The sequence below is a fragment of the Streptomyces sp. 150FB genome (genome assembly GCF_000818195.1).
In the GTDB taxonomy this organism is placed as follows: domain Bacteria; phylum Actinomycetota; class Actinomycetes; order Streptomycetales; family Streptomycetaceae; genus Streptomyces.
Map to the genome: position 1 here is coordinate 4,892,464 of NZ_JTHL01000001.1, position 25,078 is coordinate 4,917,541.

Annotated in this window: 8 protein-coding genes; 3 read left to right on the forward strand and 5 right to left on the reverse strand. The window is 71.6% G+C overall.

Going from position 1 to position 25,078, the window contains the following annotated elements:
• Positions 1-4: 4 nt before the first annotated feature.
• From QR77_RS20960 to QR77_RS20970, 3 genes are read left to right on the forward strand one after another with little or no spacing between them, the layout of a single operon-like run.
• Complete coding sequence (locus tag QR77_RS20960; protein ID WP_040023575.1) at positions 5-18,271, forward strand: hypothetical protein; 18,267 nt, start codon at positions 5-7, stop codon at positions 18,269-18,271.
• Entirely contained in the window at positions 18,264-18,899 is a 636-nt protein-coding gene (locus QR77_RS20965; protein WP_078876963.1) for a type VII secretion system-associated protein, read from the forward strand. The genes QR77_RS20960 and QR77_RS20965 overlap by 8 nt, the downstream gene beginning before the upstream one ends.
• Entirely contained in the window at positions 18,896-20,185 is a 1,290-nt protein-coding gene (locus QR77_RS20970) for an RICIN domain-containing protein (RefSeq protein WP_052488945.1), read from the forward strand. The genes QR77_RS20965 and QR77_RS20970 overlap by 4 nt, the downstream gene beginning before the upstream one ends.
• Before the next feature lie 123 nt (positions 20,186-20,308).
• On the opposite strand, the gene QR77_RS20975 is transcribed toward QR77_RS20970, so the two are convergent.
• The 5 genes from QR77_RS20975 to QR77_RS20995 are packed head-to-tail and all read right to left on the reverse strand — an operon-like array spanning position 20,309 to position 25,077.
• The gene (locus QR77_RS20975) at positions 20,309-20,572 is read right to left on the reverse strand and encodes a UBP-type zinc finger domain-containing protein (RefSeq protein WP_040023577.1); all 264 of its coding nucleotides are present in this window, start codon (positions 20,570-20,572) and stop codon (positions 20,309-20,311) included.
• Entirely contained in the window at positions 20,569-21,060 is a 492-nt protein-coding gene (trxA, locus tag QR77_RS20980; RefSeq protein WP_052488946.1) for a thioredoxin, read from the reverse strand. The genes QR77_RS20975 and trxA overlap by 4 nt, the downstream gene beginning before the upstream one ends.
• Before the next feature lie 5 nt (positions 21,061-21,065).
• On the reverse strand, positions 21,066-23,732 hold the full coding sequence (gene clpB, locus QR77_RS20985; RefSeq protein ID WP_052488947.1) for an ATP-dependent chaperone ClpB: 2,667 nt from the start codon (positions 23,730-23,732) through the stop codon (positions 21,066-21,068).
• Positions 23,723-24,118 carry a chaperone modulator CbpM gene (locus QR77_RS20990; protein ID WP_078876965.1) on the reverse strand — a complete coding sequence of 132 codons (396 nt, stop codon included), beginning with the start codon at positions 24,116-24,118 and terminating at the stop codon, positions 23,723-23,725. Before QR77_RS20990 ends, clpB begins: the two co-directional genes overlap by 10 nt.
• Positions 24,115-25,077 carry a DnaJ C-terminal domain-containing protein gene (locus tag QR77_RS20995; RefSeq protein ID WP_040023578.1) on the reverse strand — a complete coding sequence of 321 codons (963 nt, stop codon included), beginning with the start codon at positions 25,075-25,077 and terminating at the stop codon, positions 24,115-24,117. Before QR77_RS20995 ends, QR77_RS20990 begins: the two co-directional genes overlap by 4 nt.
• Position 25,078 lies beyond the last annotated feature (1 nt).

The window sequence follows — 25,078 nt, forward strand, 5'->3', positions numbered from 1 at the left end:
CGCCATGGCGATCATGGCCTCCCCGGCCATCAACAACCTGCTCTTCGTACTCATCGGCGAACGGCTGATGCAGGCGAACGAGGACTTGGCGTACGCCAGCCACATGCCGTACAAGCGGCTGGGCCGGGGACTTGGCCAACTGTCGGACCTCATCGAGCAGTCGGTGGTGAGCACGGGCAAGGCGCTGCCTCCTGAGGTGGGGCAGAACTATGTCCGGGCCATGAACACCTTCGTCAACGACGGCGGGACGAACTACCTCAAGGAGTTCGCCAAGCAACTCGACGACGTCGCCGACGGACGTGTCCAGACGTCCTCGAACATCACCGAGTCCAAGTGGCAGATCATCGCCGAGATCATCCGGCTGCTGATCGAACTCGCGATCATCCTGGTGATGTCGATCTTCAGCGGCGGCTCGTCGGCGGGCGAGGCTGCGGTGGCGCGGGCCCGCAGCCGGGTCGTGGTGCTGACGGTGATGGACGAACTGCTGAAGCGTACGCATCTGATGCCGACGCTGAGCGAGTTCCTGGAGGAGGCGTTCCAGACCTTCGCGGTCCGTCTCGCCATGATGGTCGCGGGCCCGGACGGCAGGCGCCCCAAGGGGTTCGACTGGACGCAGATCGCCGAGGACGGCGCGTTCGGCGCGTTCGCCTCCCTGTTCCACGGCGGGATCTCGGGCCTCGGTGACAAGTTCGGCGACTTCTTCAAGAACGGCTTCAAGAACAATTTCGACAACATCCCGAGCCCGTTCGGCAAGGGACCCGGGCACAAGTTCGACCCGCCGAACACCCCGCACAACCCCCCGACGCCGCACAATCCGCCCACCCCGCACCACACGCCCACGCCGCACGGCAGTCCCACGCCGACGCCCCACCACACCCCGGACCCGCCTCCGCACCACACGCCGCCTCCGCACCACACGCCGCCTCCGCACCACACGCCTACGCCGCACAACGGGCCTACGCCGCACAACACCCCCACGCCGCACAACACGCCGACCCCGCACAACACGCCGAAGCCGTCTCCGCGTCCCCACACCGTCAACGGCGGTTCGCCCTGGACCAGGAACCTCCTCGGCAACGCCGGCAACGACAGCAAGAACTTCCTGGCCGAGGGTGGGTCGGAGTCGCTGGCGGAGATCCTCGGGCAGGGCCTGTTCACGGGCAACTGGTCGACCAGTTGGGACACGTTCCTCGGATCGGGTATCAGCGGCAAGGTCGAGTCGATGCTGCACGGCGGAGCCGTCAACACCGGCAACTGGTTCAAGAACACCTTCACGACCGCCCCGCCGACGGTCTCCCACGACAACGCCGACGGCGGCGGCGACAGCAGCCCTGGTGGCGGCGGCGGTACCCGTGGCGGTGTGGGCGGCGGGGCACCCGGCGGCGGGGGCGGGACCACGCGGGGTGCCGGTCCGGACGTCTCGGATTCCGATGTCCAGCAGCCCCCGGACGGCGAGGACGGGCAGTTCACGCCGGTGCCGCCGGTGAAGACCGTGTCCGGCGGGGAGAACTCCTTCGACCCGCCGCCGGCCACGCACGACGGCTCGGGCGCCGGCAACGGTTCCGGTTCCGGTTCCGGTTCTCACAACGGTTCCGGCGTCGGTCCCGGTCCCGGTTCCGGGACACCGAGCAGTACGCCTCCTCCCACTGTCGGCGGGCACGAGAACACGCCGCAGAACAACACGCAGCACGACAACACGCCGACGGACGACGACAACAACCTGACGGACGAAATCCGCGAAAGCGACGGCGAGACCACGCCGGACACCGCCCCGCCGGTCGCGCACCAGCCGGGGAACCAGCCCCAGCAGCAGCCGCCCCCTCCGGCCGTACACACGCAGCCCACGCCGACACCCACGACGTCTTCCGACACGACGACGCACACTCCTCAGCCGGCCCCTGAGCAGGACCAGGACCAGCAGCAGGACCAGGACCAGGACCAGCAGCAGAACGATTCCCAGGACGGTCCGCAGAACCAGTCGCAGAACCAGAACCAGAACCAGCCGCACGACCAGCCGCAGAACCAGAACCAGTCCCACGACCAATCGCACGACCAGTCTCAGGACCAGCCGCCCCCGGCGGTCATCCAGGCTCAGCCCACCCCCACACCAGGTCCCACCCCCGCCGCGTCCACCCCCGCACCCGCACCCACGCCCAACCCCACCCCCGGCGGCGCGCACAGGGGCGGTAACTCCGCGCCCCCGACCGAACACGACTCCTGGCACCAACTGTTCACCGCGCCTCCGGAGCACCACGACACACTCATCCAGGACATCGCCGACCACCGGGGCGACGCACCGCCGACCCCCGCCGAGATCGAGCAGCGCAGGGCCGTCCACGATCAGCTCAGCCAACTCCCGGGCGTCACCGTCGTCGTGGACCACGCGGCGAACTACCGTCACCAGGCAGCGGCGACGATGATGATGGACTCGCTGTACGAGCTGGGTTACCACGGCGACACCACGGTGATCGCGTCCGAGAGCGTGCAGGAGCAGCTCAAGCTTCTGGTGTCGGACGACCTGGGCGGGCGCATCAACTGGCAGACCGACAATTTCGATCCCACCGTCGGGGAGCCGGATCCGCGTACCACCGGTGGCACCGGCCCGGCCGGTGACTCGCTCGTCATCGTCGCGGCGAGCGACCGGCTCGGCGACGACGAGACCGCGCAGAACTTCCTGGACCATCTCGGGGCCGACCGGGCGATCGTACTCAAGCCGTACGCCTGGGACATGGGCCACCGGATGATGTACACCCGGCCTGGGCCGGGCGACGAGGTCACGGTCCACGACCTGGAGAGCCCCTACCCGGGCTACGGGCCCGACGGCACCCCCGCGCCGCCGATCCCGCGCAACGACCAGGTGCTGCAAGCGCTCGCCTTCGCGTTCTCCGACGTGCCGTCGGCGCCGCCGCACATATCGACGGTCTCGGACGGCGGCGGTCTTCCGAACCGTCCACACAGCCCCGCCGTCTCCGACTCGGACGCGGACTCGGACGGCGTGCGTACGCCGCCGCGCACGGAGTCCCCGGCTCCGGACTTCGACCGTTCGCCCACGCCGGAACCCAGGACCGTCACGACGTCCTCCGCGCCGGCCCCCGTCACGAGCCCGGCCACCGACGGCCACTCCGCTGACAACCGCGGCGAGGACTCCGAGGACTCCGACGACGGGCTCGACATCGACATGGATCTCTTCGGAGACTCCATGACCGGCACGCTCGTCGACAGCGACGGGCCCATGGACCAGGGGGACACCGGAGATACGTCCGGAGATACGTCCGATGAGACGGCCGAGGAAACGCCCGAAGAAACGGGCGGAGTCGAGACGGAAGGGCCGACGCCGCTCTCGACGTTCCTGCCGGAGGACGCCTGGTGGCGGCTCTACATCGACCCCCGCCATCACACCCAGGCGCTGGAGGCCTTCAACCGGGATCCGGAGCGCTACGGCGACGTCGGGCGGTATTACGACGAGGACCAGTCGCCCGGGTTCCAGGCGAGCATGGTGTCGGCCTACCGCGCGGCGCTGGACGACGTGGACGCCGTGTCGCAGCGCATGGACTCACAGGTGTACGAGGGTCTGCACAACCTGGTCACCAGCAACTTGGGCAGGCCGTTCTGGTGGTCGGGCGGCGCGACCACCAACTTCCCGCTGCGCGCCCAGGACTTGAGCCCCGACCTGCTGGAGGAGACGCTGCTGGGGCGCCCGCTGGTCCTGGACCTGACCACGCACAACTGGGCGGCGGGGCGGGTGAACGTCCAGCCGGTCACCATCATGAGCCGGGTGCACTTCGCCAATCCCGCGATTCAGACCAACTACGCCCTGGGCGAGGCGCCCGCTCTGGTGGACGCGGTGTTCACCCGCCACTACGACGAGGTGGCGCAGGCCCGGACCGACGCTGACATCCTCGGCTCCATCGCGAGAACGGTGCGCACACTCCAGGTCATCCACCCGTTCAACGACGCCAACCGCCGGCTGAACGTGCAGTTGTTGCTGCCCCGGCTGCTGCTGGAGCAGGGACTTCCGCCGGTCATCTCCGACGATCTGCACCATCTGTTCCAGGGCGGCAGCTCCGTCCCCCAGATGGTCACCTCGCTCCAGGCGGCCATCGACGCGTGGTCGCCGGACAGCGACACCGACAGCGACACCCACAGCGACGCCGACAGCGACTCCGTTTCCGGTGGGACCCCGCCGCCGACCACCGGCACACCGCCCCCCACCGGGACGGGGCCTCAGGACAGGCGAACGCCGCCGCCGCCCGGCGTACGTTCGCTGGACGGCGACCGCCTCGTCCCGGACAGCGAGGTGATCAGCAGGCCGGTGACGGGCCCCGACAGCGAGGAGGTCGGCAGCGCTTCGTACACCGACGCGGACTGGTCGAAGCGCCGGACGCGCTTCCCGCTGGTCGTCGGCAGCGACACCTATGTCGACCGCGGCACCTCGGCCTCCGTACCGACGACCCCGCCGAAGGCGACCCCCTGGCACGGTACGAAGTCGACGTTCTTCGGCGGCCACGGGAAGCCGACCCGGGTCGCCCTCGCGCGTGCGGACGGCTCGAAGGTACGGGTCAGCGGACGCGAGCTGGGACGTTACCTGGTGCGTAACCAGGATCTCGGTCCGGACGACCGGCGCATCGTGCTGTACGCCTGCTCGACGGGCAAGTCGCCGGAGCACGGCGGGCTTTCGGTGGCCCAGCATGTGGCGAATGTGACGGGCCGCGTGGTGCACGCGCCGACGACCGACGCCGGTTCGGCTGTCGCCCCCGGCGGTCAGGTGCGGCCGATCCTGTACGCGGAGCCGGACGGGACGCCCGGTACGTGGATCGCCTTCACCCCGGAGCCCTCCGGCGCGGCGCTGGAGGCCATGGCCGCCGCCGCCGGTCTGCACGAGGGGCCGGGGCCGGTCGATCCGTGGACGCGCACCCGTACGCTGCAGTTGGTCAGGACGCTGCGCGGAACGTTCGGCACGGACGTGGAGGACTCCCCCGACCACCCCGCCCTGCTGCGCGGGCTGGCGGCGCTGGACGGCCTGCGCTGGAACGCGGGCACCGACGGTTCGCCGGCGAAGCACACCGCGGGGCGCATGACCCCGGACGTACTGCGCGCCATCACGCGGGACGTGCACGGGCTGCCCGAGGGTGCCGAGCAGACCCCCGCGCACTGGGCGGGCGTGCTCACGGCAGCGGGCGCGGTCGCCACCGCCGACCCCGGCGCCTCGGTGGACATCCTCACGACCCAGCTCCCCGCGCCGGTGGACGTGGCAAACACAGGTGACAACTCCGGTACGGAGGACAGGCCTTCCGCGACAGCGTTTCCCAGCGCGACGCCGGTCTTCGACGAGCAGCGCGACGGCGAGGACGGCACCAAGGACGACGCAGCCGACTCCGACCCCGATCGCCTGCACATCGAAGCCCGGGGAGACCGGCCGGCGCTCGACGAACGGCCCGTACCGCCCGACGGTGACTGCTTCTTCACCTCGGTCATCGTCGGCATGGCGCACCAGCACCCGGGCTCCCCCGTCTCCCGGATGTCCGTACGGCAGTTGCGTGACACGGCGGCGCACTGGCTGGAGGAAACGGATGCCCTGGACGCCGTACTGGAGAGTCAGCGCCCGCTCGACGTGATCGTGGAGGACCTCGACCGGCCGACCATGGCCGCCCTGCTCGGCGTATCGGCGAAGCGGCCCCTGGGCGAGCTACGCGAAAGCCTCCAGGTGGAGTTGGTCGCGGGCGGCCCCGAGGCGGAGCACCTGTGGCGGGACCTGGTCGACATCAACTACCCGCGGTGGGCGCCGCACGCGCCGTCCCTGTCCGAGCTTCAGGGGGCCACGGTCCGGGCGTTGACCGTCCAGGCGGTCCGGGATGTGAACCAGTGGGGGACTCCGTTCTTCGAGCGGGCGCCCGAAGCGCTCGCGATGAGCCTCGGGCTGGACATCGTGCCGGTCAACACCGACGGAACGTCCCACCACCTGCTCGGTGACGGCCGCGACGACCTTCCCACCCTGCACGTGCTGTACAACGGCACCAACCACTACTCGGCGCTGACTCCGGCCCAGGATCCCGCTTCCCAGGATCCCCCGGCCCAGCAGCCTCCGTTCCTCGACCCGGTCGTCTTCGCCGAGGGCAAGCGGCTGCTGGCCGAGGGCGGCGGCAACTGGGAGCGGGCCAAGCACACGTACCTCGGTGAGGGCAGGACCGGGACGATGCGCCAACTGATCGACTTCCGGAAGCAGTACGTCGACGGACTGCTCGCCGACGTCCTCGCCCCGCACCCGGAGGTCAGCCACGCGGCGGTCGGCAGTACGGACCTCACCTCCGACTACGACGTCACACTGAGCGGTCCCGGAGACACCGCCGTGGCCGACGAGTTCAACCGGCGCTTCCGTGCGGACTGGGGCAGGGAGGCGGCGACGGTCTTCGACACCAACATCTATGCCAACGCCTTCCTGCCGGAGAAGCCGCTCCCCGGCGCGGGCCGCAGGCCGCCCGTCGCCGGTGTGTCGGGGCCGGGCAGGCGGGCGATCGCGTACACCCAGGACGTCGCCGCGCTGTCCAAGGTCCGGCTGTACATGACCGAGGCGCAGTGGAAGGCGTACACGGCGCGCGTGGAGGACCTGCTCTCCTCCGACCACGGGGCGCGGGCCGAGGCGCGGGTCCGCCACACGGCAGCCGACGCGCTGGTCGGGCGGTCGGCGGACGACCTCGACCTGGCGAGGCGGGCAGGGCCGGAGCAGGGTGACCAGGCGGACCTCACGGTGCGGGCGAAGAACGCCCTCTACCTCCAGCAGCTCGACGAGGCACGGGGGTTGGAGCGGCGGTACTACGCGCGCCGCCGCGCGAGCCTGCAACTCGACGAGGCACGGGCGCTGGACTCGCTCGCCCATGCGGTGCAGGAGCGGACGAGTTCCTCGCTCACCCATGCGATGGAGGCGTACCACTCGCAGGGCGCCCTGCTCGACGTGGTGGCCAACCAGCAGGCGGGCGGGGCGGTTCCGCTGTCGCCGGCGCAGCGACTCCAGTCGATGAACGAGCAGTTCGGCGACTTCCTCAAGGACCTTCAGCACTACGGCGACAACAGCGGCGCCGCCTTCTACCGGTCGGCCAAGTACCTGGACCGGCTGATGTCCGCCGCGCGCGGCACACTGGCCGGCACGGGCGCCGGACGGGGCGAGGGCGCGACGGCGGGGGACGAAGGGTTCCGGAAGAGCCTGGAGCTGCTGTCCCGGCTCTCCCCTCCCGGCGGCGGCACACTGCTCGCCATCCGCAAGGGGACGGGCGACTACGCCGAGATGCCGACGGGGGAGCGCGGCACGACCGCGATCGCGACGGTCGAGTCGGTCCTCGGCGAGACGACCGGCACCGGCGAACTGCGGGACCTGGTCACGGGTTTCGTCGCTTCGGTCAACGCCCTGGCGCGCCCGGTCACGCACGACTCGTGGGATGTGACAGTGGGCGGCCCGCGCGACGAGAGCGAGCCCCCGCCGACCCCGCCGGCGGACGACCCGAACGACCCGGATGACCCGGCTGACCCCGACGATTCCGACGACGACCCGGATGATTCCGACGACGAATCGGACGATTCCGACGACCACTCGGACACGGCCTCGGACCCCGACCCCGATCCGGACCCCGACTCGGATCCGGACCCCGCCCCCACGCCCCCGAAGAAAGTACGGTTCGCCGAAGGCACGAAGCCCCCGGCCCCCTCCGGCGACGAGCCCGCCAAGCCCCGCACCCGGCTCGAAACCGGGCTCCGCGTCCACCGTCCGCCGCGCATCGACCGGTCGTTCCCCCGGCCCTCCACCACCGGCCGCCCGGTGGTGTTCGCCGACGGCAGCAAGCTGCCCTCGTACCTCACCGGCGACGGCACCGGCGACGGCACCGGCGACAGCCGCTCCGGAACGTACGGCCAGGCCCATGTCACCCTGCGCGGCCGCGACTTGGCGCTGAGCGAGATCGCCAAGGAAGCCGGCCTCTCCCGCACGGGGAACGACGGGCAGGCCGAGGCGCTCCAGGACCTGGAGCGCGCGATGCGCGACACGCCGTGGGTCCTGCACGGCGACGGTTACGAGACGCCGGCCTTCAAGGACGAGCGCGGCAACGTCCGGGTCCTGCGGATCAGCACCAAGCCGCACGGCAACTGGGAGCGGTTCAGCGACGGTTACGGCTCCCCGTTCAAGTTCGACCGGGGGCAGCGCAGCCAGGTGGCGACCGGTGGCACCGCCTCGCAGAGCACCGCCTTGCGGATGGCGCCCGGCTTCTCCCTCGGCCCGCCGTCCGGTGGTGTGGCCGCGTACGGGCGCCTCGGCGGTGCGCTCGGCTACGCCCGCTCGTACGACTACGCCATGCAGAACCAGACGCTGAGCCAGGCCGAGACCCGGATGGGTGACGCCTCCCATCTGCATCTGGACGACGTGCTGTACGAGGCGCAGCTCGTCAGCCCGGTGGCGCCGAAGGCGCCGACCCCCTATACGCACCACTTCTCGTTCACCGTGCGCAACGGCCTGTCGGTGCGGCTCTCCGACAGCGAGACCACACCGGGCGCGCGGGGACGTGTGCCGCGTGAGATGGAGCTTTCGGACGCCTCCGACTACCGGCTGGTTCGCACCGAGGGGTACGGGTCGGTCAAGTCGATCCGCGACTGGGCGCTGAAGCGCGTCGGCGCCGACCCGGGCAGCGCCGCCTATGACGAGATCGCTCACTTCTTCACCACCGAGAACTTCCACCGGATGTCGGACCGGATGTCCCACGGCCAGGTCACCACCGGCCAGTTGCAGGGCGAGGGCCGCAAGCAGCCACCGCTGGGCGCCTTTGTCGTGGACAAGGTGGTGCCGGGCCACGCGACGCTCCTGACCGAGACCGCCGCCGCCGAGATGCGCCTCACGATGCAGCAGGTGGTCAAGGCCGAGCGCACGCTGTCCAAGACGTACAGCCAGGAGCTGAGCGCGAGCATCGGACCGAGCGCCGACCTGACGACGTTCTTCGGGGCCGGTGCCGGACTGCGGGCCATGATCGGTGCGTTCGGGCGGTACGCGCGCTCCACCACGCACGCCGCGACCTTCGGCGGCTCGGGTACGCGGAAGATCGTCGGCCAGGCGAAGAAGGTGCCCACCAACCTGTATCTGGTGAACAAGACGGTGTACGTCCGCAAGACCGGCGACACCGAGGCCAAGCCGTTCACCACCTGGAGCCTCGACCGGATGACGGCGACCGAGGCGCGCCGGCTGGCGGGCTGGGACGACGGTACGGAGCTGCGCGGCCGCAACGACAACACGCCCTACGCGCCCGTCTACCTGACCCCGGACCGGCCGACGATGCTCGGCATGAGCCGGCCCGAGGCGTTCGTCCCCGACACGTCGGCCGAGAACCCGCCGCGCTCGCTGCTGGAGGACTTCACCGACAAGGTCATTCGGGCCGCCGCCGCCAAGTACCCCGGAATGATCGCGCCGTTGTCGGAGCTGGGTGATCCCTCCGACAGCCGCTGGCATGACGCCGAGCGCTACCGGATGGCCCTCCAGAACACCCTGGCCGTCATGAACACACTGTCGCACCACAGCATGGCGGGCAGCCTGGAGACCGTGGTGACGACGGGCCTGCGGATCAGCCTGATCGCGCCGGGCCGCTTCACGCGCGCCTATCGCTATCTGTGGATCGACGGGACGCTCACCGACCGGCGCTACGAGGGCACCCAGAACGACCTGCGGGTACGCGGCAGCGCGCCCGGCACCGAGCGGCTGGACGGGTCGCAGAACGTCGTCCGGGGCTACGAGGGCGGCTTCGACGCCTCGCTGGCCGTACGGGACTCCGTCGTCGACGCCGTCAAGGGCCCCCAGAACATCGGCACCCTTCAGGTCGGACCGCGCTGGGGCCGGCAGAAGGGGCGTAGGACCGGCTACGGCTCGACGGTGTCCTTCGAATCGCTCAGCATCAGCACCGCCCCGTCCCATCTCCACTCGTACCAGTTGGAGCTGACCGCCGAGATCGGTGGCTACCGGCGCTTCCGCAACCTGTGGCGCGGGACCGCTTCGCTGGGCCTGCTCGGTACGCGGTTCTTCGTGCGCAAGGAGGCGAACGCCGACCTCGTGGGCGGTACGGCCGGTGACCCGGTCGCCGGCAGGGTCGTGCTCGCCGTACCCGACGAACACACGCCCACGACCGACCCGCACCAGGGCCGGGCCGCCGCACGGCCGCCGGTGATCAGCACACTCGACGGGCCGACGGCGAAGGCGATGGCGACCGGCGACGGCCCGGGGGCCGCGCGGCGAGACCCGGCGCATCCGTTCGGCGACCTGCCCTTCACGGTCGTCGGGGTGGGTGCGCACGAGGAGTTGGGCGAAGGCGCCGAGCAGGTCATGAAGGAGGTGTCGAACGATTCGTGGCACTTCAGGGAGGTCGGCGCCCCCGCGCACGAGTCCATGGTCAGGCCCTTCGATTCGCAGTACCTGACGGCCGGCTTCGACCAGTCGTCGGGCCCCGCGGGCACCCGGATCAACGGCCTGTTCGGCGCCGGTCCCTATCTCAACCGGCTCGGTGTGCTCGTGCACCGCATGCGGGTGCTGTCACTGCGGGTGGTGTCGGAGCCGGTCGGGATCGAGACGGAGCAGACGCTCAGCAGCGACACCCAGGCGTCCGGGGGCGTCGCGCGCATCCAGACCTTCAGCGTCGCGGGCACCGGGTCCGCGATGCACTCGCACCCCGTCGGGCCCACCGTCGCGGGGAACTACGGCCTCCTCGGCCGGTGGGGCCGGACCCGTGGTCTGACGCGTACGGTCAACCGTACGGTCACCGCCGAAGTCGGCCCCGAGGACAGCAGCCCCAAGGTGCTGGTCGTCGGCGACACCGAGCACCAGATCGCCGGATCGGTGCGCGCCGACGGCCTGCTCGCGCCGGCGCACACGCTCCTCACCTGGACCCGTCAGCACTGGGTGGGGCGGCAACTCGGCTTCGCCGCCGACTGGTTGGGGCATGTCAGCGAGAAGACCGCGCACCGCCTCGGGCTGCTGAACGACGGTTTCGGCGAGGTGCCCCGCTACACGGAAGCGTCCTGGAAACTGCCCGGGTGGCTGCGGGAGAACCCCTTCGGCTCCTACCCGGTGAACTCGCTCGACACCACCGAGGTGCTCGCCGGCTTCGACCGGAAGCTGCGGGACCTGGGCGTCGACGACATGAGCCGGGACCGGGTGCACTCGCTCGTCACCCCGCGCGCGATCAGGGCCCTGCGCGAACGCCTCACCTCGGGCGGGGTGAAATCCCGTACCCGGATCGGCGGACCGGGTGTGCGCACCGTCCGTATCGGCGGCCGCACCGCCCAGCTCACCGTCGAACTCGTCCCGGGAGAGCCCGAGTTCGACGGGCTCGGGCACAGTACGTCGCTGAGCGACAGCCGCTACGCGACGGAGACCAGCGAGAAGTCCCGGTCCAGCACCCGCACCAAGGCGATCGGTGTCAGCCTGAGCGAGGGGGCCAGGACCGGGAACGACGTGGTCACCGCCGCCGGACCGACCTACGGGGAGCAGGGGGCGAGCACCCAGCAGACCACCACGGCACGGTCCTCGACCCGGATGCGCTACGGCTACTTCATCACCAACGAGCCGTACGCCGAGTACCTCACCGGCTACCGGCTGCGGCTGCGGCTCGACCTCGGCGGCGGCCGGTCCGTCACGGAGGAGGGCGAGGTCGGGCGGATCAGGGAGCAGGTGCCGATCAGCCTGAACACCCCGGTGACCGATGCCACCACCGCCTCGGACACCACCAGTGCCCCCGTCGCGCCCCCCGCTGACCCCGCCGCTGATCCTCTCGGCACTCCTGACCTGCCCAAACTGCCTACCTCCGCGACCCTTTGGCGCCCCAAGGACGTCACCAAGGAGAAGATCGACGCGTGGCGTGCGGCCGGGAACAAGGACGGTTCCGGCAAGCCGCCCGTCCTGCCCGACACCGGCTTCCATGTCCGCCGCGTCGTGGGCCTGGACGGACTGCGGGCGGCCGCCGATCTCGCGGTGGCCCGCTCGTACGGCGCCACGTTCGCGCGCGGCGCCACGGGGAAGCTCGACGGCGCCGATCTGGCCAAAGCCCTTGAGAAGGCGACCGACACCGGTCTGACGCGGCCCGGCACCGCTTCGTCGCTCGCCCTGGGCGACGGTCTGAGCAGCTCCTTCGTCTCGGCGTTCTTCCCCGACACCATGGACAGCGACGGCTACCAGGTGGCCGGCCTCAACGAGGACACCTTCGCTGGGGGCGCGCAGGGCGACTACCGCGTTTACACGCGGCCCGACTTCTCGGCCGCCCGGCTGCTCTCCGTGGCACCCGACTCCAGCATGTACGACACCCTGCGCAGTACGTCGGCCCGCGATGTCGACGCAAGCCGCAGCGGCTCGCAGCAGCCCACTCTGGGCGGCGGCCCGATCCTCGCCAGCGGTGTTTCGGGCGCGGCGCAGCCCGGCATCTCGGGCGCCGACCTCAGCGGCACCGAGCTTTTCAGCATCCGGCGCACGGAAACCACGGCGGGACAGGCCACACCCAAGCCCGCCACCGGCCGTTCGTTCCTCTTCGCCATCCCGACGACGTGGCTCGGCGTCGCCGATGTCGAGCGGTCCTTCAAGGACAGCGCGCCGATCTCGTGGCTGGGCGAGCATCTGGGTCCCTTCGGCCATGTCAGGCCCGGTCCACAGGCTGTGGAGACGGAGAGCCAGGTCCTCGCGTGGATCCGGGAGGACGTGGCCAGGGAACTCGGCCTCATCAACGACGGCACCTTCCCCTCCCAGGTCTCCGACGCCTGGGACGCGGTCGTGCAGGCGAGCACCGCCTGGGTCGCCGCCGACAAGGCGTACTGGGCGGCGCGCAGGAAGATGCCCGCACTGGGCACGGCCCACCACGACGCGAACCGTGAATTCATCCTCTCCAAGGGCGCGTTGGACGAGGAGAAGGCCAAGCACGGCCCGGACTCGGAGCAGGCGGAGCGCGCGCGGGTACGGGTACGGGAACTGCGGGCGGCCCTCCTGGAGCAGCGCGCCGATCTCACAGCCACCTGGCGGGAGATGGGCGAGCGGAAGGCGGAGGCGGCGGCCGGCGCGACCGAGTTCCACCGGGTACGGGCGGAGACTGACCGGCTCACGCGCTGGCACACACTGCCGGCCGGGGCCACACCGGAAGCCGTGCCCGCCGTCGCGTCCGACGCCACGCCCGAGGGCGCTCCGAAGGCCACGGACACGGCCGATACCCCGCTGCGGCAGGGCGTCGCCGAGCCGAAGCCGGTCACCTATCAGGCGCCCGATCCCACGGGCGACCCGAAGGCGGCGGCGGAGACCCCGGCCCCGACCCCGGCCCCGTACACCGAGCAGCCCGGCGTCAACGGCACACCCGACACGCTCACTTCGCCGGACGGGCAGACGTACACCGTCCGTGATGTGCGCGAGGACGGCGACGCGTTCTACCACGCCGTGGCCGAAGGGCTGCATCACGCCGATCCCGAACTCCTGTCGGGACGTGTGCCGGTGAGGAGGCGCCCGGAGACGATCAGCGCGCTGCGGGCCCTGCTCGCCGACGAACTCCACAGTCCGGACAACACGGATCTGCTCGCCTACCTCGCGCCCGACACCACGGACACCTTCTCGGCGCAGGAGCTGGCGGACGCGGGCGTGACCTTCCCGGAAGGCAGCCCGGAGCAGGCCGAGTTCACGGCGGACGGACATGTGCCGCTGCACGCCGTACTCCCGGCGGGGCAGCGCGCCGGGCTCGGCGACGCCCAGCTCCGCAGGGCGGGCCTCGCCGACGGCGACGCGGGCTGGGACCACAGCGGCGCCGATGTGCTGCCGGCCCTGGTCGCGCGTACGTTCGGCACGCGCGTCACCGTCGTGCGGGCGGACGGCGGTCACCAGGACTTCCTGCCCAAGGACAAGGCGTCGGGCGACCGGACCGGGCCGCATGTCGTGCTGCGTCTCAAGGACCGGCACTACCAACTCGCCGTCCCCGACGGTGTCGTGGGGCCGCCGAAGCCTCTCGCCCCGCCACCGGCGCCCACCACCACGACGGTCCGCCATCCGCTCGCCGACACGTCGGGGGAGACCGCCACGTCCGGCACCGCCTCGACCGACGACCCGCTGTACCAGCCGCGTCCGAAGGTCGCGCACAGCGAGGCGCCCTGGGAGGCGCCGGCCGGTGCCTACCGCGTGACCACCGGAACCGGGGGCAACGCCACCCTCACCGGACCCGACGGCGTCGTCCACGACCTGGTGGAGCCGACCGGCGACGGGAACGGCTTCTGGAGCTCGCTCGCCACCGCCCTCCATCCCGACCGGCCGCGTGAGACAGCGGCCATGGTCGAGAGCAGGACGGTGCCGCGGTTCACGACCCTGGACCGCGACACCCCCTTCACCGCCGACGAACTGCGGTGGGCCGGCATCACGCCCGACCCCGCCCAGCGCGAGCGAATCCTGCGGGACGGTGGCCGCATCCCCGCTTCGATGAAGCTGTCCTGGGCCCAGGAACGGGCGCTGATCCGGGCCCAGATCTTCACCGGCCGCAACTGGGGCGACGGGAACGACGGGGCGGCGGGGCTCGCCGCGCAGATGGCCGCCGACATTCACCGGGTGACACTCACCGTGGTGGCCGAGGACGGCACGTCGACGGTGTACGAGCCCGACCGGCCGGCGGGGGAGCGGCCTGCGGGCGACCGGCAGGTCACGCTCTACCGGCGCGGCGGCGAATACCTGCTGGCAGCGCCGCGTCCCGCCGCTGAGGAGACGCCCGTACCGCCGAAGCCGGTGGTCGCGGTCGAGTCCGAGCCGGTGGTCGAGCCCAAGCCGGTCGTCGAGCCGGAATCGGTCGTCGAGTCCAAGCCGGTCGTCGAGCCGGAGCCGGTACTCCAGGAGCCCGGCCCCCTCACCGAGGCCGATCTCACGGACGCGATGCGCGAGCGGCTGACCGGCCCCGCGCTCCTCGACACGACCGTCACCCAGGACGACGCCCAGGACCTGCCCCACAACGCGAGCGCCAAGGCGGCCTGGTCGCTGGAGCCGACCACCGCGATCCCGCTGCGCGACCTCGGACTGAGCGAGGTCGAGCTGGCCCAACTCGTACGGAACAGGCCCACGTTCGACCCGGAACTCGCTCAACTCCTCGACCCGCCACCGCCGTCCGTCTCCCCTGCGGACGACGTCGAGCCTGACCTGCCGGCGGCGGCTGAGACGGACGCGGACCCGGGCCCCGGCCCGGACACCGAGGCCGAAGCGGACGACCCCGAGCATTCGGCGGTCATGCCTCCGGCCCGCCACCCCTCCGACGAGCCGCGCCTGCGCAAGGGCCCGATGGCCGACGACCCGTTCGACGGCGACCTTGAGCTGCACCGCCGTATACGCGTGCTGCGCAAGACCGTGCAGCAGCGCTTCGACAGGGCGGAGGCCGGCGACCCCGACACGCCGTCCGACGAGCGGCTGCGCCAACAGGCCGCGACCGTACGGATGGTGCAGGAGATCGCCCGGCTCGGCGACGCCCTGCGCGAACGCGATCTCGGCCCGTACCTCCGCTCCCCCGACCCGGATCTGCTGGAGGGGCTCGAAATCCGCGGAGACCGGATCCGGGAGCTGGAGCGCTCCGCCAAGCGGCACACCGCCTCCTCCGCTCTCCGTTCGGGTGTCACCGGTGAACTCGCCATCTGGCGTGACCAGGTCGCCGAGATCCGCGCCGAACTCGACCGCAGGGCGGCGCCCGACGACAGCCAGCGGATGGTGCCCTCCGCCGCCGACCTGGAGGTCGCGCGGCTGCTGCTCTCCGACGAGGATCCGGAGGACGTGCTGCAGAAGTTGTGGGAGCGGGCGTCGATGCTGTCCGACCGCGTACGGCGACTCGACCCCGAACTGGGCATCGGCCCCGATCCCCACCGCGACACTGATCAGGCCCCCGCCTCCGACGCCGAGCGCGCCTCGGCCCTCGCGGTGGCCCGGCATGAACTCGTGCGGGCCGACGAGGACTTGCGTACGTACCACCCGCTGGCCCGGCTCACCGCCGTCTGGGACCGGGTGGGCCCGGAAGCGGCGGCAGCGCTGGTCATGGCCGAGCGCCGCTCGCGGGCGTTCCGGGACCGCGACCTCGCTGACGCGGCGAAGCGGCTTCGGAGCGCCAAGGAGCCCTGGGGCGCGGGATATCCGCCGCCCGCCGACGAGCCGGACGGGATTCTGGAGCAGGCGCACGAACACCTCACGGACGGAACCGCGCTGGTCAGCAACGTACGTCTCGACTCCCCGCTGCCGGGGGACGGTTCACTGCTGGACGCGCTCACCGACGACCCCGGAGCGCAGCTCGGCCCGCTGCTGGCCCGCTCGTTGGGCGCCGAGGCCGCCGACGATCCCCGGAACGGGACGCTGCCCGCAGCTCTGGTGTCCAAGCAGTTCCAGCGCTCCGGCGACCGGCGCTCCGGCGGAGCGGTCATCCACTGGAAGAAGGACGTGCGCGGCCGTACGGTCCACTCCCCGGCGTCCGAGGGCCTGACGGAGCCCGGTGGCCCCTGGCACGGCTCGACCATGTCGTCCCTGTATCCGCTGCTGGCGCACGGCGACAGCCGGGCCGTACGGCTGGCGCTGGCCGAGGCGTCCGGCTTCACCCAGGATCTGGAACTGCTGCGGACGACGGACGCGGGGCGCCCCGCGACCGAGGCGCACTTCGGGGCGCTGATCCTCGGCGAGCTGGGCTGGGCGGACGTGTCCAAGGTGGTGCTGACCCACTGGGACGACGCGTCGAAGGCCGAGGGGCGGCGGAACATGGCAGCGCTCAACGACTTCGCCCAGCGGCACGGTTTCTCCTTCCGCGCCAAGCTCGTTCGTGTCCCGGCCGAGGCCCCCCGGCCCCCGGACCGGCCGGACGAGGCCGACGCCACCGACCGGACCACTCCGCTCGTGACCTCGCTGACCGAAGGAGCGGGCGACGCGGCGCGGGTGACCGGCCGGGACTTCACACCCTTCCCCGAACGGTCGGCGACTCCGTTCACCGGTATCGCCTCCGACCGCATGCACCTCGCCGGGCCGGTCGTTCCGCCCTACGGGCGAACGGCACGCCACGAACTCAAGGCCGTGGCGGCGCCGTGGCGGAACGACTCGGCCAGGAACCCCGGTTGGGCGCCCCAGCCCGAGCCCTTCTTCATCAGGGCGCTCGGCGACCAGGACCGGGTCACGGTCCAACTCGCCGACGGCACCACGCAGAAGCTCACTCCCGAGGAGTTCGCGGATGTGCTGGCAGACGACACCGGAGTACGCGACGCCCCGGCGGGCGCGCCGCTCGTCCTGCTGATTCCGCGCGGCGGTGCCGGCGGTCTGAACCTGCCCCGGCTGATCGCGGCCCGTACGGGCAGGCCCGTCTGGGCGTTCAGCGGACCGCTGGAGGTGTTCCCCGGCGAGAACGGCGGCCGGCAGCGCATCACCCACTTCGCCACGCCGGGCGACCTGGAGCCCATCGGCGGCTGGACGCTCAGCCTGCCCGACGACCTCGGGCAGCCGGGCAGCACCGACGCCGAGCACACCGGACTCCTGCGGACCTCCGAACGGGAGATCCTGACGGACTCCGACATCGCGGTCCGCATGATCCCCGCTCCGACCCGCAGGCCCGTCGGCCGGTCCTCGCACACCCCGTCCGACCAGGCGAAGCGGGAGGACATCCAGGAGTCGATGTCGACGCGGACCCTCTTCTACCAGGGCGTCGCGGTCGGCGAGCGGCAGACGGCACCGATTCCGGGGACCGAGCGACCCGTTCCGTGGAACAACCTGCCGGCGGGCGTCACACCGTACTTCTTCAACGCCCACGGCAGCCCGGTGACGGCGCTCCTCCACACCTGGAGCGGACGCAGCGTAAAGGTCGACGGCACACAACTCGGCGGATACCTGAAGCGTCGTCGCAGCCTGTCGCGCCTTGCGCCGGAGGCCCCGGTCGTGTTGGTGTTGTGCTCGGTCGGTGACAGTGAGATCGGCGGTGACATGACGGTCGCGCAGCTTGTCGCCGACGAGTTGGGCCGCGTGGTGTACGCGCCGAGCGGAACCACCACTGCGGCGCTGGTGGTGGAGCCCCGGCCGGACGGCACACCCGGAAGCTGGCGACGGTTCGAACCGCGCCGCTCCCGGGGCGACGGCGACGGCGCCGACGGTGACGCGTCGGACGACGACCTGACACCGACACCGTCACGCTCGACAACACCGAGGCCGACCCGGGCACCGACCCCGGCCCCGGCCCCGACACCAGTGCCCGTGCCCGTACCGGCGGGTCCCACCGACGAGGACGAAGGAGTGGCCACCCGTGAGTGATCAGCAGCCGCCGGCGAACGACGACGACGGCGCGGCGCGGGCGCTCCCCGACGTCCCGGAGGACATCGCCGCGGCCGCGCGGCTGGCCCCCGACCACTGGCTCGGCGCGGTCGACCCCGCGTGGCGCGGTGAGGGGCCCCCGCCGGAGTGGGCCGTGGTGGGCGAGTGGCGTTCGGGCATGGACGGCGGTGTGGTCGAGTGGCGTGACAACGACGACTACCGTCCGTCGCCGGCCACGCTCGGCTGGCCGGAACCCACCGACCCGGTGGACGAGGCGGTCCAGCTCGCCTCCACGGGCTACGGGCCCGAGGAGGACGTGACCCGCCTGCTGGCCTCCGCCGAAGTGGCCGTGCTGCTCGGCCCGGACGGCGGGCCGCTGGCCGCCCGTACCCCCGACGGCTCGGCCGTCGTCCCGATCTTCACCTCGGAGAGTCACCTGCTGTCCGTCGGCCAACTGGCTTCCCGGATACTGCCCATGACCGATGTCGCCGGACAACTCCCCGAAGGACACCGGGTGTACGTCAACCCGACAGGCCCGGTCAGCATGGTGGTCGACACCGAGGCACTCGTCGCCGCGCTTCAGGCGCTCACCCCCGCCCCCACGACGCCTACCGAAAAGATGCCATGACAGACGAATCGACGGAAACGGCCGGTAAGGAAAAGTCACAGACGGCGTCCCGGACCGCGAAGCCGGAGCCGAACCCCGAGGCGCCGGCCGCCGAGAACACCTCACCTGCCGCGACCGCCAACACACCGCCCGCCCCGGCGGCTGCGCCCGGGATGACCTCCGGACCGGCGGCGGCCCCGCCGCGCGCAACGGACTCCGAGGCCCCCGAGAACGCTGGGAAAGCCGAAGGACCGGACGATCCCGAGGAGGTCGACGAAGCCGACGAGCCGGACACCGAGCAGCAGGCGGCGGAGGCCACCGCGACCCCGGAGTCCGGCCCCGACAGCGGGGAGACGGTACCTGGCACGACAGAGACCACCGCCGCTGCCGAGACCTCCGCCGTGGCCGCGACCGACACCGCGACCGTCGACGGACGGGGCGCCACGGCGACCGCCACCCAGACCCGCGCCGCGTCCGCCGGTACCGCGACGCTCACCCGTACGAAGGTCACGACCGGCCGTCCGCACAAGAGCATGCTGGCCGCGGCGGCGATCGCCGGCGCCCTGCTGATCGCTGTGCCGTTCCTGGTCAGGGGCGGTGGCGGCGACGAGGGCCGGCCGAACAAGCCCGTCTCCACTCCGGGCACCCTGCTCGGCGGCGCCGCAGGTGCGGTCATCCCCGGCGCGTTCGACTCCGCTTCCCCGTCGCCCCGGCCGGGCGGCTCGCAACTGCCGAAGGGGTCCACTCCCGCAGCCGGTGCCCCGCACGCACCGGGCGCCGGTGGTGCGAAGAACTCGGCCTCCCCGAAGAAGAGTTCACCGGCGAAGCCGAAGAAGAAAAGCACGTCGTCCGACAGCAAGGGGGCTCCGAAGACGAGCAAGCCCGCCCCACACCACGCGACGACGAGCAACTCGGCCGCGGTGGCCGCCGTCGGTATCTTCAGTCACGCGTCGGGCCGCTGCATCGACGTGCCCAACGGGAGTTCGGCCAACGGCACCCGCCTCCAGATCTGGGACTGCACCGGTGCCTCCTGGCAGAAGTGGCAGATCCGCTCCGACGGCACCATCCGCTCGCTCGGCAAGTGCATGACCCTCAGCGGCGGTTCGAGCGCCAACGGCACCCCCATCGTGCTGTCCTCCTGCAACGGTTCGGCGTCCCAGCGCTTCTCGCTCAACGGCTCCAGCGACCTGGTGAACCTCAACGCCGACAAGTGTGTCGACGCGAAGGACCAGAACACCGGCAACGGCACCGTCCTCCAACTCTGGTCCTGCGGCGGCACGGACAACCAGAAGTGGGACCGGCGCTGACGTAACCCCGTACCGGACTCGTAGGGGAGTCGTAGGGGACTCGTACGGGACGGACCCGGCGCGCGGCACACCAGCGCGCCGGGTCCGTGCTGTGGTGTGCCGACCAGTGGCGGGCGACCGGCGTCAGACCAGCGACTCGTGGACGAAGCACCAGCGCCAGTTCTCACCGGGCTCGTACGACTCGACGATCGGGTGTCCGACCGTGCCCGCGTGGGCGCGCGCGTGCTTCAGCGGCGACGTGTCGCAGCAGCCCACATGGCCGCAGGTCAGACAGAGCCGCAGATGGACCCAGGGGGTGCCCTGGCGCAGGCATTCCTCGCAGCCGTCCGGTGTGCGGGGGATGACCGGCCGTACGAGCGAGAGGTGCCAGTCGGTTTCGGCGGTCATGGTGTTCGCTCCTTGTCCCGAGAGCCGGCCCGCCGGCCGGCTATGGCCTGTTCCACCCAGGAACGCAGCGCGGGCGCCGGCGCCGCCCCGGCCTGCCGCGCGATGACCTCCCCGCCGTCCAGCACGAGAAGCGTCGGTATGGCCTGCACCTCGAAGCGGGCGGCGAGCTGGGGCGACTGGTCCACGTCGACCTTGACGAGCTTGATCACCCCGGCCAGGTCCCTGGCGACCTCTTCGAGCGCGGGGCTGACCATCCGGCAGGGCCCGCACCAGGTCGCCCACATGTCCACCAGGACGAAGGGCGCGGCGCGTTCGGCGATCTCCGCGAAGTCGTCGTCGCCCGCCGCCACGATCCAGGGCAGCGCGGAGTGGCAGTCGCCGCAGCGTGGCGTTCCGGCGGCGGCGTCCGGCACCCGGTTCCGGTGCCCGCAGGACGGGCAGTCGGTGATCTGCGACCCCTGCGACCCCTGAGACTTCTGCGATTCCATGGTCCTCACACTCCCTGTGGCACGGGTTCGGGCCGCCGGTCGCTGTCGTCGCCGGCGCCTTCCCCCTCGTACGCGATGACAAGTTCGCCGTTCCTGGCGTCGATCTGGACGGTCGCGCCGTCCTCGACGTCGCCGCGCAACAGCGCCCGGCCGATGAGGGTTTCCACCTCGTGGGAGATGTAGCGGCGCAGCGGCCTGGCCCCGTACACCGGGTCGAAGCCCTGCCGCGCGATGAGTTGGCGGGCCCCGGTGGTGAGGTCGACGGCGATACGGCGTTCGGCGAGGCGCTCGCGCAGCCCGTCGAACTGCAACTCCACGATCTGCTCGATCTGGCCGAGGCCGAGGGGCTTGAAGAGCACGATGTCATCGACGCGGTTGAGGAATTCGGGCCGGAAGTGGCCGCGCAGTTCGCCCATGACCAGCGAGCGGGCCTCCGACTTGATCTCGCCGTCGGCGGTGACACCGTCAATGAGGTGGGCGGACCCGATGTTGGAGGTCATGATGATCACTGTGTTGCGGAAGTCCACCGCCCGGCCCTGCGCGTCGGTGATGCGCCCGTCGTCCAGGATCTGGAGGAGTGTGTTGAAGACATCGGTGTGTGCCTTCTCCACCTCGTCGAACAGGACGACGGAGTACGGCTTGCGCCGCACCGCCTCGGTGAGCTGGCCGCCCTCCTCGTACCCGACGTAGCCGGGAGGAGCGCCGACGAGCCTGCTGACGGTGTGCCGCTCCTGGTACTCGCTCATGTCGAGGCGGACCATGCTCTCCTCGGAGTCGAAGAGGGCGGCGGCGAGGGTCTTGGCCAGCTCCGTCTTCCCCACCCCGGTGGGTCCGAGGAAGATGAAGGACCCGATCGGCCGGTTCGGATCGCGGATGCCGGAGCGCGCCCTGATGATGGCGTCGGCGACCAGCCCGGCCGCTTCGTCCTGGCCGATCACCCGCTCCTGGAGTATCTCGTCGAGGCGGAGCAGCTTCTCGCGCTCGCCCTCCTGGAGGCGTGCCACCGGGATGCCGGTCCACGCGGCGACGATCCCGGCTATCTCGTCGTCCGTGACCACCTCGCGGAGCAGCCGCGAGCCGCCCTGCTTGGCGCCGAGTTGCTCCTCCTCGGCGGTGAGCCGCCGCTCCAGCTCGGTGAGTTGGCCGTACCGCAGCTCGGCTGCCCGGTTGAGGTCGTATTCGCGCTCCGCCTCGTCGGCCTCGCGGCGTACGCGCTCCAGCTCCTGCCGCAGGTCCTGTACGCGGCGGATCGCCTGGCGCTCCGCCTCCCACTGCGCCTGCTTCGCGTCGGCCTCGCCGCGCAGGTCGGCCAGTTCGCGCCGGAGTTCCGCCAACCGCGCCTGGCTGGACGCGTCCTCCTCCTTGGAGAGCGCGGCCTCCTCGATCTCCAGGCGGGTGACGCGGCGGGTCAGCTCGTCGAGTTCGGCGGGCATGGAGTCGATCTCGGTCCGCAGCCGGGCACAGGCCTCGTCCACCAGGTCGATGGCCTTGTCGGGCAGGAACCGGTCGGAGATGTAGCGGTGGCTGAGCGTGGCGGCGGCGACCAGCGCGGTGTCCTGGATCCGTACGCCGTGGAAGACCTCCAGGCGTTCGCGCAGCCCACGCAGGATGGAGACGGTGTCCTCCACGCTCGGCTCGTCCACCAGCACCTGCTGGAAGCGCCGTTCGAAGGCGGCGTCGGTCTCGATCCGCTTGCGGTACTCGTCCAGTGTGGTGGCGCCGATCATGTGGAGTTCGCCACGGGCCAGCATGGGCTTGAGCATGTTGCCCGCGTCCATGGCGCCTTCGCTCCCGCCGCCCGCGCCGACCACGGTGTGGAGTTCGTCCACGAAGAGCAGGATCCGCCCGCCGGCGGCCGTGACCTCGTTCAGGACGGCCTTGAGCCGCTCCTCGAACTCGCCCCGGTATTTGGCGCCGGCGACCAGTGAGCCCATGTCGAGGGAGAAGACCGTCTTGTCCCGCAGCCCTTCGGGAACGTCGCCGCGCACGATGCGCTGCGCGAGCCCCTCCACGATGGCCGTCTTCCCGACCCCGGGGTCCCCGATGAGCACCGGGTTGTTCTTCCGCTTGCGGCTGAGGATCTGGGTGACCCGGCGGATCTGGGCGTCCCGGCCGATGACCGGGTCGAGGGTGCCGTCGCGCGCCTCGGCGACGAGGTCACGCCCGTACTTCTCCAGCGCCTCGTAGGCCCCTTCGGGGGTCGCCGACGTGACGCGCTGGTTCCCGCGTACGCGGCTGAGCACCGACAGGAACGACTCCTCGGTGACGCCGTACTCCGTGAGCAGCCTCCCCGCGGCCGTCGCCGGACCCTCGCCCGTGAGGGCCAGCACGAGGTGCTCGACCGAGACGTACTCGTCCCGCAGGCGCTTCGCGTGCTGCTCGGCGGAGTCCAGCAGCCGTGCGAGCCGCTGGGTGACGAAGACCTGGCCGGGCGAGGCCCCGGGCCCGGTGCTCCTCGGCCGCCGGGACACCTCGGCGTCCACGGCCGTACGCAGCGCCGCCGTGTCGGCGCCGGCCTGTTCGAGCAGGCGGGGCACGAGTCCGTCCCGCTGGTCCAGCAGGGCGAGCAGCAGATGCTCGCCGTCGGTCTCGTTCTGGCCGAGCCGCACGGCGACGGCCTGGGCGTCCTGGAGGGCTTCCTGCGACTTCTGGGTGAGCCGGTTCATGTCCATCGTTGCTGGTCACTCCTTGCACCGCTACGGCGCAGCGCGGTCTCGAGAAGGCTGATCCGGTCGAGGAGGTCGACCACCACGCCAAGTGACGCGTAGTTGAGGCAGAGGCCGGACCGCAGGCGTTCCATCCGGGCGAGCACCAGCGGGGCGTCCTGGGCGAACCTGAGCCGTCCCCCGGCGTCCCGGCGCGCGTCGAGCAGGCCGAGGGCGACGAACTTCCGTACGAGGTCGGGATGGAGCCCCGAGTGGCGGGCGACGACGTCGAGGGTGAGACCCGGGAGCGGTACGAGGGCGTACACCGCGCGGACCTCTTGGACCTCGGGGACCTCGCGGACGTCACGGCGGGCCTCGCGGGCTTCGCGCGCCTCGCGGTGCGGAGTGGTCATGGCGCCTTCCTCGGGTCGAAGTCGGAGACGTCTCGGAGCTGTTCGAACAGTTCACGCTCCCGGTCGGTGGGCTGCTTGGGCACCATCACGCGCAGCTCGGCGTAGAGATCGCCGTCCGTGCCACGCGGGTTGGGCAGCCCCTCGCCGCGCAGCCGCAGCCGGCGCCCGCTGGAGGACCCGGCGGGGACGGTGACCTGGGCCGTGCCCTGCGGTGTGGGGACAGGGAGGGTCGCTCCGAGGGCCGCTTCCCAGGGGGAGAGCGGCAGTTGTACGGAGAGATCGCGGCCATCGACGCGGAAGGTGTCGTCGGGTGCGATGCGTACGCGCAGGAACAGGTCGCCCGCCGGCGCCCCCTCGCTGCCCCGGCCGCCCTGCCCGGCGAGCCGGATGCGCTGCCCGTCGGTGACACCTCGCGGGATGCGGACGTCGTACGAGCGCCGGCCGTCCGGGCCGCCGAGGGTGATGCTCCGGTGACCGCCCTGGTACGCGTCCTCGACGCTGAGGGTCAGCTCGGCCTCCTGATCGGCGCCCGGCACCCGCCCCCGCGCGCCTCCGGCGCCGAACATCCCGCCGAAGAGGTCCTCGATGTTGATGCCGGAGGTGTCGAACCCTTCGTCGTCGTCGAATCCCCTGACGAACCGGACCCGTGCCCCTTCGCCGCCGCCGGACGTCGTCCAGCCGCCGCCGCGCGGGCCGGCACCCGCGCCGGCGCCCACGCGCTCGTCGTAGTCCTCAGGTATCTGCCGGAAGTCCGCGCCGAACCGGTCGTAACGCGCCCGGGTCTTGGGGTCGGAGAGCACGCTGTAGGCCTCGTTCAGCTCCTTGAAGTGCTCCTCGGCCTCCGGGTCCTTGTTGATGTCCGGGTGGTACGCGCGGGCCAGGGTGCGGTAGGCCTGCTGGATCTCGTCGGCGCTCGCCGAGCGCGGCAGTCCGAGGACGTCGTAGAGGTCGCGTGCCATG

Coding starts and splice junctions, on each gene's coding strand:
- QR77_RS20975 (WP_040023577.1), bottom strand. CDS start 20,572: ATGACCGCCGAAACCGACTGGCACCTCTCGCTCGTACGGCCGGTCATC.
- clpB (WP_052488947.1), bottom strand. CDS start 23,732: ATGGACATGAACCGGCTCACCCAGAAGTCGCAGGAAGCCCTCCAGGAC.
- QR77_RS20990 (WP_078876965.1), bottom strand. CDS start 24,118: ATGACCACTCCGCACCGCGAGGCGCGCGAAGCCCGCGAGGCCCGCCGT.
- QR77_RS20970 (WP_052488945.1), top strand. CDS start 18,896: ATGACAGACGAATCGACGGAAACGGCCGGTAAGGAAAAGTCACAGACG.
- QR77_RS20960 (WP_040023575.1), top strand. CDS start 5: ATGGCGATCATGGCCTCCCCGGCCATCAACAACCTGCTCTTCGTACTC.
- QR77_RS20995 (WP_040023578.1), bottom strand. CDS start 25,077: ATGGCACGCGACCTCTACGACGTCCTCGGACTGCCGCGCTCGGCGAGC.
- trxA (WP_052488946.1), bottom strand. CDS start 21,060: ATGGAATCGCAGAAGTCTCAGGGGTCGCAGGGGTCGCAGATCACCGAC.